The sequence below is a fragment of the Chryseobacterium sp. VD8 genome, assembly GCF_037149975.1.
GTDB lineage: Bacteria > Bacteroidota > Bacteroidia > Flavobacteriales > Weeksellaceae > Chryseobacterium > Chryseobacterium indicum.
On the sequence record NZ_JBBCQL010000012.1, the window covers coordinates 1 to 13,398 of the forward strand.

Annotated in this window: 14 protein-coding genes; 7 read left to right on the top strand and 7 right to left on the bottom strand. The window is 36.3% G+C overall.

Translation table 11 applies throughout. The features are described 5' to 3' along the window. Window positions 1-73 precede the first annotated feature (73 nt). The 7 genes from WFK35_RS02545 to WFK35_RS02575 all read left to right on the top strand — a co-directional run bounded on the left by WFK35_RS02545 (window position 74) and on the right by WFK35_RS02575 (window position 4,957). Entirely contained in the window at window positions 74-817 is a 744-nt protein-coding gene (locus WFK35_RS02545; RefSeq protein WP_336731199.1) for a polysaccharide deacetylase family protein, read from the top strand. A gap of 109 nt (window positions 818-926) precedes the next feature. Next, window positions 927-1,553, top strand: a complete 627-nt coding sequence (locus WFK35_RS02550) for a LolA family protein (protein ID WP_336731200.1) — start codon at window positions 927-929, stop codon at window positions 1,551-1,553. Continuing rightward, window positions 1,519-2,154: a hypothetical protein gene (locus WFK35_RS02555; protein ID WP_336731201.1), complete on the top strand. Its 636-nt coding sequence runs from the start codon at window positions 1,519-1,521 to the stop codon at window positions 2,152-2,154. The genes WFK35_RS02550 and WFK35_RS02555 overlap by 35 nt, the downstream gene beginning before the upstream one ends. Window positions 2,155-2,160: 6 nt before the next feature. Continuing rightward, window positions 2,161-2,772 carry a porin family protein gene (locus tag WFK35_RS02560; protein WP_336731202.1) on the top strand — a complete coding sequence of 204 codons (612 nt, stop codon included), beginning with the start codon at window positions 2,161-2,163 and terminating at the stop codon, window positions 2,770-2,772. Between the two features lie 132 nt (window positions 2,773-2,904). After that, on the top strand, window positions 2,905-3,282 hold the full coding sequence (locus WFK35_RS02565) for a 3-hydroxyacyl-ACP dehydratase (RefSeq protein ID WP_302716845.1): 378 nt from the start codon (window positions 2,905-2,907) through the stop codon (window positions 3,280-3,282). After that, complete coding sequence (locus WFK35_RS02570) at window positions 3,282-3,761, top strand: hypothetical protein (RefSeq protein WP_336731203.1); 480 nt, start codon at window positions 3,282-3,284, stop codon at window positions 3,759-3,761. The genes WFK35_RS02565 and WFK35_RS02570 overlap by 1 nt, the downstream gene beginning before the upstream one ends. A gap of 23 nt (window positions 3,762-3,784) precedes the next feature. Continuing rightward, the gene (locus WFK35_RS02575) at window positions 3,785-4,957 is read left to right on the top strand and encodes a DUF2062 domain-containing protein (RefSeq protein ID WP_336731205.1); all 1,173 of its coding nucleotides are present in this window, start codon (window positions 3,785-3,787) and stop codon (window positions 4,955-4,957) included. 5 nt (window positions 4,958-4,962) lie between these two features. Here the strand turns inward: WFK35_RS02575 and WFK35_RS02580 are convergent, their stop codons facing one another. The 7 genes from WFK35_RS02580 to WFK35_RS02610 all read right to left on the bottom strand — a co-directional run bounded on the left by WFK35_RS02580 (window position 4,963) and on the right by WFK35_RS02610 (window position 13,306). Further along, entirely contained in the window at window positions 4,963-6,615 is a 1,653-nt protein-coding gene (locus tag WFK35_RS02580) for a C45 family autoproteolytic acyltransferase/hydolase (RefSeq protein ID WP_336731227.1), read from the bottom strand. 106 nt (window positions 6,616-6,721) lie between these two features. Continuing rightward, window positions 6,722-8,260, bottom strand: a complete 1,539-nt coding sequence (locus tag WFK35_RS02585; protein ID WP_336731207.1) for a phytoene desaturase family protein — start codon at window positions 8,258-8,260, stop codon at window positions 6,722-6,724. A gap of 246 nt (window positions 8,261-8,506) precedes the next feature. Then, entirely contained in the window at window positions 8,507-9,391 is an 885-nt protein-coding gene (locus tag WFK35_RS02590; protein ID WP_336731209.1) for an LpxL/LpxP family acyltransferase, read from the bottom strand. 34 nt (window positions 9,392-9,425) lie between these two features. Then, complete coding sequence (locus WFK35_RS02595; protein ID WP_336731210.1) at window positions 9,426-9,680, bottom strand: acyl carrier protein; 255 nt, start codon at window positions 9,678-9,680, stop codon at window positions 9,426-9,428. A gap of 4 nt (window positions 9,681-9,684) precedes the next feature. Then, window positions 9,685-10,905 (bottom strand): beta-ketoacyl-[acyl-carrier-protein] synthase family protein, encoded by a 1,221-nt coding sequence (locus WFK35_RS02600; RefSeq protein ID WP_336731211.1) that lies wholly within the window; start codon window positions 10,903-10,905, stop codon window positions 9,685-9,687. A gap of 74 nt (window positions 10,906-10,979) precedes the next feature. Beyond that, entirely contained in the window at window positions 10,980-11,711 is a 732-nt protein-coding gene (gene fabG, locus WFK35_RS02605; protein ID WP_336731212.1) for a 3-oxoacyl-ACP reductase FabG, read from the bottom strand. Between the two features lie 74 nt (window positions 11,712-11,785). Then, complete coding sequence (locus WFK35_RS02610) at window positions 11,786-13,306, bottom strand: HAL/PAL/TAL family ammonia-lyase (RefSeq protein WP_336731213.1); 1,521 nt, start codon at window positions 13,304-13,306, stop codon at window positions 11,786-11,788. Window positions 13,307-13,398 lie beyond the last annotated feature (92 nt).

Below are 13,398 nucleotides of genomic sequence, written 5' to 3' on the forward strand. Positions count from 1 at the left end.
TTAGCTCCAATCAGAATGACAGCCTAGATATAGATCGTAAATATTTCAAACCAACAATTCAAAAACAATAAAGATGAAACATTACTTATTTATCCCATTTTATCTTTTCTGCAACGTTTTCATTTATGCGTTCCACGGAAGTTTTTGGGTGTATCTGTTCTGTTTTTTGCTGTTTTCTGCGCTTGTAATCTGGGGTTCTTTCGATATTGAACTGGGATATTTTGTCAACAGCATTACCCATAAAAGAACGAAAATCAGAGAAGTAGCGCTGACTTTTGATGACGGTCCGACTGAGTTTACTCCAAAATTTTTAGATCTTTTAAAAGAAAACGACGTAAAAGCAACCTTTTTCTGCATCGGAAAACAGATTGAAAAATATCCTGAAACTTTTCAACGGATCATTGCGGAAGGTCATACCGTTGGAAATCATACTCTTTCACATTCTAACAATACCGGATTTTTATCGACTTCAAAAATGGTTGAGGAAATTGAGAAATGTGATGAAGTGATGCTTAAAATTGGAAATTTAACAACCAATTTGTACAGACCGCCTTTCGGAGTTACCAATCCGAATATTGCAAAAGCCATCAAAAAAACTGGCAAAAAAAGCATCGGATGGAACGTCCGTTCTTTTGATACGATTACAGAAGATGAAAAAAAAATCTATCAGAAAGTAACGAAAAATTTAAAAAAAGGAAGCATTGTACTTCTTCACGACACTTCACAAAAAACATACAATGTTTTGGAGGATTTATTAGTATTTTTGAAACAGAAAAATTATTCAACTTTTACAATTGATAAATTTGAAAACCACTAAGTCCACAAGGATTTCACCAGGAAGACAAGAATTATTAATAAATATTCTTTAATAGTGCCCTTTGTGAAACCCTTGTCATCCATGTGGTTAAATTTAAAGACGTTAAACAATGATTAAAAATATAGCTCTCGGAGCATTTTTACTAATTTCAGGCTTCTTCTTTGCACAGAATACGGCAATGTCGGGAGCGGAAGCGAAAGCGTTTGTAACCAAAGTTTCATCAGAAACCAAGGAAATAAAAACATTACAGGCAGATTTTATCCAAACCAAAAAAATGGATTTTTTGGATAAGAACATTGTCACCTACGGAAGAATGTCTCTGAAAACACCGAATATGCTGAGTTGGAAATACACAAAACCCTATCAATACAGCATTGTTTTTAAAGACAACAAAATATTGATTAATGATCAGGGTAAAAAATCTTCGGTGGATGCAAAAAGCAAAACGTTTGAAAAAATCAACAAACTTATTGTAGGAAGTTCAAACGGACAGATGTTCAACGATCCGGAATTCTCTGTTTCTTATCTGAAGAACGCGACTTCGAATATCGCCAAATTTACTCCGAAATCGGCTCAGCTTTTAAAATACATCAAGCAGATCGAGCTGCATTTTCCGAAAAATCAATCTACGGTTTCACAGGTTAATATGACGGAAGCTTCGGGAGACACCACGAATATTGTTTTCAAAAACACCAAGATCAATGCGCCTGTTGCAGCTTCGGAATTTAGCTTATAGTCTGATTTTCATTCTGTTTGCTTCGTGCAAAACATACAGGCTTACTGACGCAAAACCGATTCCGTCTTCTGAAAAAACGGTGGAAAATTTATATTTTTCGTCCAATGAAGATTATGTGTATAAATGTCAGATGGATATTTATAAAAATCATGTGAGTGGAATTTTAATTATCAAAAAAATCAGCGAAACGACCCATCGTGTGGTTCTGACTTCTGATTTTGGGAATAAACTGATTGATTTTGAGATTTCTGAGAATGATTTTAAGCTTAATTATGTTCTTCCGGATCTGGATAAGAAAATCGTAATTAATTTTTTAAGGAATGATTTTCAGCAGCTTCTGAAGCAGAAATATCCGGTAACAGAAAGTTTTGAAAACGAAAATTCTAAGATTTACCTTTCTAAAATGGATAAGAAGGAGTATTATTTGTTCTTCAACAAAGAAAATAATCTGTTAAAACAAATCGTTTACACGAAAAACAAAAAGGAAAAGATCGATTTTACATTTGATGCAAAGAAAAATACGTTTGCAGACAGTCTTAATTTACAACATAAAGATTTTAAAATCAATATAAAACTATTCCAGATCACCGAAAACCAATAACCTTATATGAAAACAAAGATTTTTGCCTTGCTGATTCTGATCTCCGGATTTTTATCAGCTCAGGTTACTTTCAATCCCGGAATAAGAGCGGGAATAAATTTTGCCAATCTTACGAACCGAAGCAATGAAACCTTTTATCTCCATGAAGATGAAAATCCGGAAAAAGTAATTCATACAAGCCTGAAAACGGTAACCGATTTTTATATTGGATTACAGGGAAACATTAGATTTACAGAACGTTATGCTTTGCAACCGGAAGTTAACTATTCCAGACAGGGAACCAATTTACAGTACACTACAGAAAACGGAGTTCTTCCGGAAAAAAGACTGCATTACAATTTTATCGGAGTACAGCTTACAAACAAAATTTATATCAAAAATTTCAGTGTTTTTGCCGGTCCGTTTCTGGATTTGGCTGTCGGCGAAAACAATTCAGGACTCGATCTGGGTTTTTCGGGGGGGCTTGGTTATGATATTTTTAAAAATCTGGGGGTTGAAGTAAGAATTAAAAAAGGTTTTGCATCAATGCTGGGTCACGAAAATTCCTCCTTCCTGTTTTCCAATTCCAATATGGTTTTTCAGATTGGCGGTTATTACACGTTCCATTTTAAGAAATAGAATTGATGTTGATGACCAAAACCATTTTCTTTTCCTTTCAAAAAAACATATCTTCGCGAAGGTTTAAATATTAAATTTTTTGAAATCTTAAAATTCAGAAAAAGATTTCAAACAACTGAAACAGAATACATCATGCAGACAATACTTACAGACTTTTATACGTTACAATCCTACGAAAAAACGGAAAACGGAAGTTTCACCGCTCAGATTTCCCTGAATAAAGATCACGATATTTTTAAGGGACATTTTCCGGGAAATCCTGTAACACCGGGAGTTTGTATGATGCAGATCGTGAAGGAACTTACGGAAGAATTCACAGGATCTTCATTATTCTTAAAAACGGCATCGAATGTAAAGTTTATGGCGATCATCAATCCTTTTGAAACGCCTGATCTTAAAATCCAGCTTGATATTACTGAAAATGAAGGAGATGTAAAGGTAAAGAACACGACTTCTTTTGGCGAGACTATTGCATTAAAAATGTCGGTAAATTATCAAAAATTGACATAATGAAAGTATTATTTTCACTTATCACCGCTTTTATGCTTTTCTTCCTCCAGTCGGGTCTTGAATCTCTGAGAGAAAGCTACGCCAAAGCAAGCAGCTCTAATGCCAATACAGAAGCGTTCATCAGTTTAGCCGAAAAAACTTCGGGATCGGATGCAGCAATTCAGGGATATAAAGCGGCGGCGCAGATTATGGAGGCAAAAATTTCCAAAAATAACAGGAAAGCTTTGGTAAAATCGGGAGCAACCAATCTTGAAGCGGTTATTAAAAGCAATCCGAATAATGCAGAATTAAGACTGATCCGCATGAGTGTTCAGGAAAACATTCCGAAAATCGTCGGATACAGAGGAAGCCTTAAAGATGATAAGGTATTTCTCATCAATAATTACAGCAAACAGAATTCTGCTTTAAAAAGTTATATTAAAAAATTTGCAGCACAGTCTAAAACCATGACGGAGACTGAAAAGTTAAATTTTAAATAAAACACTATTAACCAAACATTTACATGAACCTTTCCGAAGCACGAAATGCAATCTCTGAAAAGAAAATTTGTGTTTTAATTCCTACTTATAACAATGAAAAAACTCTGAAAAGAGTTATCGACGGTGTTCTGGATTACACGGAAGACATTATTGTTGTAAATGACGGTTCTACGGATGCTACGAAAGAGATTTTAAGAAGCTATTCTCACATCGAAGTTATTGATTTACCGGAGAATAAAGGAAAAGGAAATGGTTTAAAAATTGGCTTTAGAAAGGCTAAAGAACTCGGTTATCATTACGCCATTACGATTGATTCCGACGGACAGCATTATCCGGATGATATTCCTGTTTTTGTGGAGGCTTTGCTGAATGAAAAGGAAGATGTTTTATTGATTGGGAACCGAAATATGTCTCAGAACGGAATTCCGAAGAAAAGCAGTTTCGGAAACCGTTTCTCTAATTTCTGGTTTTGGTTTGAAACCGGAATCAAGCTTGAAGACACCCAATCTGGTTATCGATTATATCCTTTACACAAAATTCCCAAGAAATATTTTACGCCAAAGTTTGAATTTGAAATTGAAATCATTGTGAGAACAGCGTGGAGACACGTTCCGGTTAAAAATGTTCCGGTGAAGGTTCTTTACGATCCCGCGGAAAGAGTTTCTCATTTCAGACCTTTTAAAGATTTTACGAGGATTAGTATTCTGAATACTATTCTGGTTACCATTACTTTGCTTTATATTATTCCGCGAAACTTCGTGAATAATTTCAAAAAAAAAAGCATTAAAAGATTCATAAAAGAAGATGTTCTGGAGAGTGACGGAAGCAACAGAATTAAAACTTTTTCGATTGCTCTGGGCGTTTTTGTGGGCTTTTCTCCGTTCTGGGGATTTCATACGCTGATTGTAATTTCTCTGGCTGTATTATTCAAACTAAATAAAGTACTTGCCTTTTTTGCATCCAATGTAAGTTTACCTCCTTTTATACCGTTTATTATTGCGGCATCCCTGTTTTTGGGTTCTCCTTTTGTACATGGAGACAGCAACATTTTCAGTCAGGAATTAAATTTCGATCTGGTAAAAAATAATCTGTTGCAGTACGTTATCGGAAGTTTTATTCTGGCGACTTCTGCCTCTGCAATTTTAGGTGTTGCGACTTTTCTTTTCCTGAATAAAGTAAGTCCTGATACAGATTAAACTCTTTATTTCAGTTTTTTCACTGTCTTTCTTAGATATTTCTCCACATTTTCTCTATCCGGAACCGTGGTAATTTCTTTGGTTAAAGCTTTTTCGAATTCTGTTTTTGCTTTTGCATATTCTTTCTGACTATAATAATATTTTCCGACATGATAATAAACAAGCCAGAAATCCGGATTTAAAGACTGATAACGGGACAGAAAAACGTCGGTAAGCAAAACATTTCCTTCAATTCCCTTTTCCACTTCTTCACTCATCATTTTGTACTGTTCGTAATTTTTAAATTCCGGAGAGTCGAGGAAAGGATCTTTTGCAATATTCAGTTCAGATTTTGCAAACGCACCGCTTTTTAATCTTTTATCCGAAAAAATTTCATTCAGATCATAACAGACAAATTCTCCCAACTGATAAGGATTTGCAGAAACCCAGACTAATTTTTTCTGGGGTGAAAAAATTACAGCATGATGCGCAATAAGCTGATTGATGGCTTTTTCGTTTCCAAACCCGATCTTCTCTCCTTTCAAACCGGATTTGTCTCTCAAAATCGCAGCCATTTTTTCGGGATTGAGCTTTTTATTTTCCGCTAAAAGTTCCTGCAGCTTTTCGTAGCGGTATTCTGAATGGCTTTCCGCAATATGTTTTAGATTCCTTTTATCATTTTTATAAGCCTCCGACTGGAAATGATTGGTACAGAAAATACGGCTTGTATTTTCCACCTTGTAAACTCCAAAATTATCGGGTGAAACTTCAATAATCACTGCATTTTTATCATTTGCACTTCCGACCAGAATAGATTCCGAAACGAAAACTTTTCTCTTTTTTGCAATGGCAATTGCTTCATCAATGGTTCTGGCATATTGTAAAATTTCCCTTGTTACCAGAGAAATCGGAGTTTTTGCCGTTAGTGGAATTTTAGATTTTCCGGCGTTTATTGTAACCGTAATTCCTTCTTTGTTCATCCCTGAAACTACGCCGATCATTCCCGCCCATGTCACAGAAAGATAAGGAATTCCTTCTTCTGGCTGTACAAATTCTATGATCTTATTTTTAGCAAAATCATCTCCCACGTAAAAGTCGAAATTTCTTCCGATCAATAAATCTCCGCCCTCCGTATTTTCATTCCAGACCGCAAGAGAAGTACAGCCTACCATCATTAAATCCTGCATGGCATGACCAATGTCGTGAGCTCCGTGCAAATACATACTTCGCAGAAACTTTGGCGCAATGAAATTGTATTTGTCGGAAGAATATTGAGACATTCCGTAGATTTCCGCCTGAAAATCTTCCCTTACATTCAGATACATTTTCCGGTTGTACCATTTCAGGAAACCTCGCAGTAAGTTTTGTTTAAACTTCGACGGGACAAATCCTTCAATTTTGGAAAAGAAAATTTCTTCCTGTTTCTGCATCAGATTCTGGGTTAAAGCTCCATTATTATAACCTAATTGCAGAGGATTTCCCTGAATATACAATTCCCAGATCTGCTGCTTATTTTTTGTTAAATAATTCTGATTAAAACTAAAAGTGGAATCGTTTATTTTGTTAACCTTTGGAATATCAAGCGAATATTGTTTTATATCGGGAATATGTTTGATGGATTTTCTTATTCCGCAAGAGTTGAGGAAAAGGATAAGGTTTAGACTGAGAAAAATTAAGATTAGAGTTTTGTCATTTCGACGAAAGGAGAAATCTATTTTTTTACGTTTAGATTCTTCATTCCACTTCGTTTCGTTCAGAATGACAGACTGCACATTAGTCTTACCTTTATTTTTCACCTTTATTTTTATTAATCAGTTGTGTTAATCTTTCATCAATCAGCTCTTTTCCGAGAATTTCTGCGCAGGTATTGAATGCGCCGATCGTACAGCCCAAAATTCCGTGCATATTGACAGACTGCCCTGTAAGAAAAAGATTGTCGATTTTCGTGCGTGGAGAAACCATTGTTTTCAGAGGATTTTCGGAACTTTTCATGTAGCCGTACATATTTCCGTTAAAACTTCCGATATAGTCGCGATAAGACAGCGGTGAAGACGTATAAAAACGCTTAACCGATTTTCTTAGATCGGGGAATTTCTTTTCTAAAGCATCGATCATTTTTTCAGCTTTTTCCAGCTTGAATTTTTCATACAATGCTCCTCTTTCGTTTTCGTCTGCAACGGTGTTAAAGGTTTCCTTCCACGCTTCCACTTCCTGAAAATCCATGTAGGAAATAGCGGTAAGACTTTCTGCGAAACCGGGATTATGTTTTGACTCTGTTGAAGAAAGCATATACGTTTCAGGCCATTTCTCTTTTTGATAACGATGGGCATTCCAGACCATTTCCTCATTGGCAAAATGGTAAATATTATAATTAAAATTGTGAAAAGATTGCGGTTTCATCACGAGATAAACACTGAAACATGACGGAACCGGTTCCCAGCTTATAATTCTGTTGACAAATGATTTTTTAAGCCTTTCTTCACCAAGAAGTTTCAGGGTTGTGCGAATTTCAATGTTTGAGATGAATTTTTTTGCAAAATATTCTTTTCCTCCTGAAGTTTTTACTCCGGATAAAATATTGTTTTCATTAAAAATAAATTCGGAAACTTCAGCGTGTTTGTGTACTTCTGCTCCGTATTCACGAAGTCTGCGAATCAGCAGTTTTGAAATCTGGCTTCCTCCTTTTATGCATTTGTAAGCACTTTGGATATAGGAATTTACGGTAAGTGCATGAACGTAAAACGGAACGTTTTCAGAATCTCCTGCATATAAAAAATTAGAGCCCAATAAAACGGACTGCAGCTTTTTATTCGAGGTTAAAGATTCAATAAATCTTTTGGTATTTAAGTGAAGAATTTCTTCATTGTAATTGTCTTTTCCCACCAGATTGTATCTGGGAAACTGGCTGCAAACTCTCTGAATTTCTTCACAATAGTTTTCTAAATTGTCTTTTTCTTCGGGAAAGTATTTTGATAACTGTTCAACAAAATTTCTGTAGCCTTGTGCGTGAGGATATTCGGTTTCATCATTTCCGAAAGTGATTTTGTCGTAGCCGTTCTCATCCATTTTATGAAGCTGAAGTTCGTCCATAATTCCCAGATAGGAAAAATACAGATGAAGGTTCTGCCCTTTGGAAAGTCCGCCGAGATAATGAACTCCGGTATCGAAAATGAGTTTGTCGCGAGAAAAGGTCTGTAAATTTCCGCCGTACTGATTGTTTTTCTCGAGAACGCATACCTTCAAACCTTCCTTCGCCAGAACAAGCGCAGAAACAAGACCGCCCAATCCGCTACCGATGACGAGTATGTCAAATTCTTTTTTCAAGGAGGAAAGTGTCTTTTATGATTTTGAATTTTAAAACGCAAAGTCCACAAAGATTTTTCTTAATCGCTTCCTGTTTTTAAGTTCGCAAAACGAAGTTTCGCCGAATCCAATGAATCAATCATAAAATTGAGGCAAAGGCGTTAACACTCAAGAAAGATAAAAGGAAACTCAGGACTTTATTTTAAATCTCTAAATCATTTAATGTTTGAGTTAAATATTAGTTTTCTGAAGGTAAATGTAGGAAATTTAATTAATATCGTCCCAAAAATCAAAATAATTGAACCATTGAAGCGGATATTTTCGGATCATGGATTCGAGATTTTGGGTATAGGAATTCAAAAGTCCCTGTGCATCGCGTTTTTTGACGTTTTGGGCAACTCTTGCGTATAAGTGGTAATGCAGATTTTTTTCTTTCATCACATACACATATACAACGGGAACGCCCAATCTGGAAGCAATGAGAAAAGGTCCTGCCGGAAATTTCGCTGTTTTACCCAGCAATTCGCCCTCTAAAAATTTAGAACCTTCAAAATAACGGTCTCCGGTAAAGCAAATGAGCTCGTTTTTAGACAAGGCTTCATTGATGTCGAAAATATGGGACATATCTTCTTTCACGTAGATAAATTTAATGCTGCTTGCTTTTACAGAAACACTTTCAAGGTATTCTTTGATGACTGTAACTTCCTGATCTGTTGTCACTAAATTGATCTGACAGTCGAAATCGATATCGGCAAAGAAATGTTCGGCAATTTCAAAATTCCCGATGTGCGCACTGATGAGAACTCCTCCTTTTTTTTCGGCTAAAAGATTTCTGAGGTTTTCGATGCCATCAAATTCGTAGGTATATTTATCGCGCAATCCTGCTGAAATAGCAGTTTTATCAATAAGCACGGTTCCGAAAGTGAAATAGCTTTTGAATAAAGAAATTTTTGTTTCCCAGAAGCCATACTTCAGTCTTTCTGAAAAATAATAACGGTAGTACTTGTTGCTGTTTTTTTCGAACAAAAAATAATAGAACGCAACAAAGTAAAGTACCACATATGAACTTCTGATCCCGATATTTCTAATGCACCAGACGAAAATTTTATAGCCCAGAATCGTCCCTTTAGATTTACCTTTCCATTTGTTCATATTTTTTGTTCTTAACACAAAGAAGCTAAATCAATTATAGGCTTTTTTCAGTAATCTTGTTTTCGATCACGGTATAAAAATCGTTAAAAGTAACGATGTTTTTGAAGTCTGCTTCGCCTAATTTCACTCCGAAATTAGATTCGATAACTACCACAAGATCAATATAATCTAAGCTGTCTAAACCCAGCGTTTTTTTAAAGTTTGCATCATTGCTTATTTCATCGCCGTCTACTTCAAATTCGTTGATTAAAAAGTCGTTGGCAACAGCAACAATTTTTTCCCTTTCCATGTTTTTAATTAAATTTTTTAACAATTAATGCGGAGTTGGTTCCCCCAAATCCGAAAGAATTCGACAAAAATACATCAATTTTTTGACTTTTTGTTTCAGCAACCAAATTTATCCTTTTCGCCTCATCATCAGGGTTTTCCAGATTGATATTCGGGGCTACAAAATCGTTCTGCATCATCAGAATAGAATAAATAACTTCGCTCGCACCTGCCATCCAGCATTCGTGACCGGTCATTGATTTTGTTGAACTTACCGGAACTTCGCTTCCGAAAATTTCGTAAATGGCTTTCGCTTCATTGGCGTCACCAATTGGCGTTGACGTCGCATGAGCATTAATATAATCGATATCTTTTGCCGATAATCCGGATTGTTTCAAAGCACGATCCATTGCTAAAGCAGGTCCGTCTACATTTGGAGTGGAAATGTGTCCTCCGTTGGAAGAAAATCCATACCCGACAATTTCCGCGATGATATTGGCTCCTCTTTTTTGGGCAGATTCTAAACTTTCAACAATTAAAGTTGCTGCTCCTCCACTCGGAATTAATCCGTCTCTGTCTTTATCAAAAGGTCTTGATGCTTTTGTGGGCTCATTTTCGCGTACTGAAAAAACGCCCAATCCGTCAAAGCTCGCCATCGAATATTTATTGGTTTCCTGTGCTCCTCCGCAAATGATCATCTCCTGAAAACCGTTTTTAATCATCATATAAGCCAATCCCAAAGAATGAGATCCGCTTGCACAGGCTGCACTAATGGTTAAATTGATCCCTCTCAGTTTAAAAATGGTTGAAAGGTTCATGGTAACCGTAGAGTTCATGGATTTAAAGATAGCTCCTGAACCCATTAACGTTGTATCTTTTTTCTCTCTTGCAATGTCAATAGATTCTACCACCGCCTTGGAAACACTGTCGTTTCCGTATAAAATTCCGACTTCGTTATTGTCTAAAAAATCCTGATCTATATTTGCCTGTTGTAAAGCATCAAGCGTTGCGATGTAGGCATATTCGCTTTCTTCGCCCATGCTTACGCGCTGTCTGCGGCTGAGAAGATTTTTGAGATCAGGCTTCGGAACCACGCCCGTTAATCCCGATCTGAAACCAAATTCTTTTCTTTCGTCTACTAAATGAATTCCGGATTTTCCCTGAAATAAAGATTCTTTCACTTCTTCCAAAGAAGTTCCGATGCAGGAATAAATTCCCATTCCGGTAATGACAACCCTATTTTCCATGTAATGTTCAAGGTTTTAGGTTTTAGGTTTTAGGTTGCAGCTCACAATTGCTTCCTTTTATCTGCCACCTGATTTTATGAGTAGATTCCTCCGTTAATATTGATGACTTCGCCTGTTATGTACGATGACTTTTTAGACGCTAAAAATGCGACTAAATCTGCCACTTCTTCTGCTTCCCCGAATCGGTTTGCAGGAATCATTGCTTTTAATTCGTCTTCATTAAATTCCTGCGTCATGTCTGTTTTTATGAATCCCGGCGCAACCGCATTTACGGTGATGTTTCTTTTCGCCACTTCCTGAGCAAGCGCTTTTGTAGCTCCTACCAAAGCTCCTTTCGCCGCAGAATAATTGGTCTGTCCTGCCGTTCCTTTCACTCCGGAAACAGAAACCATATTGATGATTCTGCCGTATTTATTGCGTAACAGTTTCTGAATAAAGAAATTCGTTACGTTGAAAAAGCCGTTTAAACTGGTGTTAATCACCGCGTTCCAGTCTTCGCTTGGCATCCACATGAACAATCCGTCTCTTGTAATTCCGGCGTTGTTTACGATCACCTCAACAACGGATTTAGAATTATTTTCCTGCCATTCCGTTAAAACTTTTTGGGTTTCTTCGGCATTTCCTACGTCAAATTTCAAAATTTCTCCGGTAGATCCCAGTTCTTCCACTTTAGCCAGCGTTTCTTTAGCTGCCGCTTCGTTTGAAGTGTAGTTGATTAAGATATGATAGTTTTTTTCTTCAGCCAGTTTTATACAGATGGCACTTCCGATTCCTCTTGAGCCTCCTGTGACGATTGCACATTTCATGTGTTGCTTATGTAGTTTTAGTTTTTTATATATATTTTCTTCCTTAAGATAGGACAATTAATTTCCTTAAAAAATTACATTGCCTTTAAATATTTCTTCACTTCTTCCAGATAAGGATACATCACCATATCATCAGAAAACGCAGGAATTATTTTTCTTATTTCATCATACAATTCTTTGGTTGCCGATGAAATTTTATCCTGAAAACCAAGATATTCTATTGCCTGAACAATGGTAATGGCTTCAATCGTCAATACCTCGAATGCATTTTCGATTACTTTTCTGCAAATTACCGCTGCATTGGTTCCCATGCTTACAATATCCTGATTATCATTATTATTAGGAATACTGTGAACATACATCGGGTTTGATAACATCTGGCTTTCTGCCGTCGTAGAAGTAGCTGTAAACTGAACACCCTGCATTCCGAAATTGAATCCTAATTTACCTAAATTAACAAACGGAGGCAAAATTTCGTTGATTTTAGAATTCAGTAAATAATTCAATTGTCTTTCTGCCAACATTGTTAATTTGGTGACCACAATTTTCAGCTTGTCCATTTCAAGGGAAATGTAATCGCCGTGGAAATTCCCGCCGTGGTAAACGTGCTGATCTTCAACATTAATGATCGGATTATCGTTCGCCGAATTGATCTCGTTTTCCAATACTTTTTCCGTATATTCCAACGTATCTAAAACAGGTCCCAAAATCTGAGGAACACATCGTAAAGAATAATATTCCTGAACTTTTTCTTTGAAAACCTTTTCCTGCTCTTCAAAGTGAGTATATAAATGATCTGCTCTTTTTCTGATTAATTTACTGTCGGACAAATGAGCACGCATTTTTTGTGCAATTTTCTGCTGTCCTTCGTGAAGTTTGGTTCCGTTCAGCACTTCAGATAAATGATCGTCGTACGCCTGAACAATTTCGTTGATCGCACAAGATAATTTGATTGAAATATCAGTTAACTGATTCGCTTTATGCGCATTAACCACTCCAATTCCGGACATCACGGAAGTTCCGTTCATTAAAGCCAAACCTTCACGGATTTCTACCTGAATCGGCTGTAAGTTTTCAATTTCAAAAACTTCTTTCGTTGATTTTCTTTCTCCTTTGTAGAAAACTTCTCCTTCCCCGATTAATACCAACGCAAGATGCGCCAACTGGACCAGATCTCCGCTTGCTCCAACGCCTCCGTGTTCAAAAATAAGCGGCGTAATATCTCTGTTTATTAATTCTTTAAGTAAATTTACTACAGAATGATGAACGCCCGATTTCCCTAATGATAAGGTATTCAGTCTTGCCAACATACAGGCTTTTGCTTCGTCTGCCGGAAGCGGATTTCCGATCCCCGAAGAATGGCTTCTGATTAAGTTATACTGAAGCTGGTGGGTATCTTCATCGCTTATCTTGAACTGTGCCATCGGTCCGAAACCCGTGTTCACACCATATATTACTTTATTTTTTGAAAATTCTTTTAAAAACTGAAAACTCTCATCCACTCTGGCAAGAAGTGTATCATCCAGTTCTATTTTCTCATTGTTGATGATGACTTTCTTAAAGTCGCTCAGTTCTAAAAAGTTATTTATTTTCATTAATTAAAAAGTAATAAATAGATAATTTTGTAATTATTAATTAATTGTCATTAATTTTGCGGCAAAGATAGAAGTTATTATTAAAATAAAAA

What these genes read in the sequence shown, in the direction of transcription:
- WFK35_RS02575 (WP_336731205.1), top strand. Translation starts at nt 3,785, where the DNA reads ATGAACCTTTCCGAAGCACGAAATGCAATCTCTGAAAAGAAAATTTGT.
- WFK35_RS02565 (WP_302716845.1), top strand. Translation starts at nt 2,905, where the DNA reads ATGCAGACAATACTTACAGACTTTTATACGTTACAATCCTACGAAAAA.
- WFK35_RS02600 (WP_336731211.1), bottom strand. Translation starts at nt 10,905, where the DNA reads ATGGAAAATAGGGTTGTCATTACCGGAATGGGAATTTATTCCTGCATC.
- WFK35_RS02595 (WP_336731210.1), bottom strand. Translation starts at nt 9,680, where the DNA reads ATGGAAAGGGAAAAAATTGTTGCTGTTGCCAACGACTTTTTAATCAAC.
- WFK35_RS02545 (WP_336731199.1), top strand. Translation starts at nt 74, where the DNA reads ATGAAACATTACTTATTTATCCCATTTTATCTTTTCTGCAACGTTTTC.
- WFK35_RS02550 (WP_336731200.1), top strand. Translation starts at nt 927, where the DNA reads ATGATTAAAAATATAGCTCTCGGAGCATTTTTACTAATTTCAGGCTTC.
- WFK35_RS02560 (WP_336731202.1), top strand. Translation starts at nt 2,161, where the DNA reads ATGAAAACAAAGATTTTTGCCTTGCTGATTCTGATCTCCGGATTTTTA.
- WFK35_RS02610 (WP_336731213.1), bottom strand. Translation starts at nt 13,306, where the DNA reads ATGAAAATAAATAACTTTTTAGAACTGAGCGACTTTAAGAAAGTCATC.
- WFK35_RS02555 (WP_336731201.1), top strand. Translation starts at nt 1,519, where the DNA reads ATGCGCCTGTTGCAGCTTCGGAATTTAGCTTATAGTCTGATTTTCATT.
- WFK35_RS02570 (WP_336731203.1), top strand. Translation starts at nt 3,282, where the DNA reads ATGAAAGTATTATTTTCACTTATCACCGCTTTTATGCTTTTCTTCCTC.
- WFK35_RS02590 (WP_336731209.1), bottom strand. Translation starts at nt 9,391, where the DNA reads ATGAACAAATGGAAAGGTAAATCTAAAGGGACGATTCTGGGCTATAAA.
- fabG (WP_336731212.1), bottom strand. Translation starts at nt 11,711, where the DNA reads ATGAAATGTGCAATCGTCACAGGAGGCTCAAGAGGAATCGGAAGTGCC.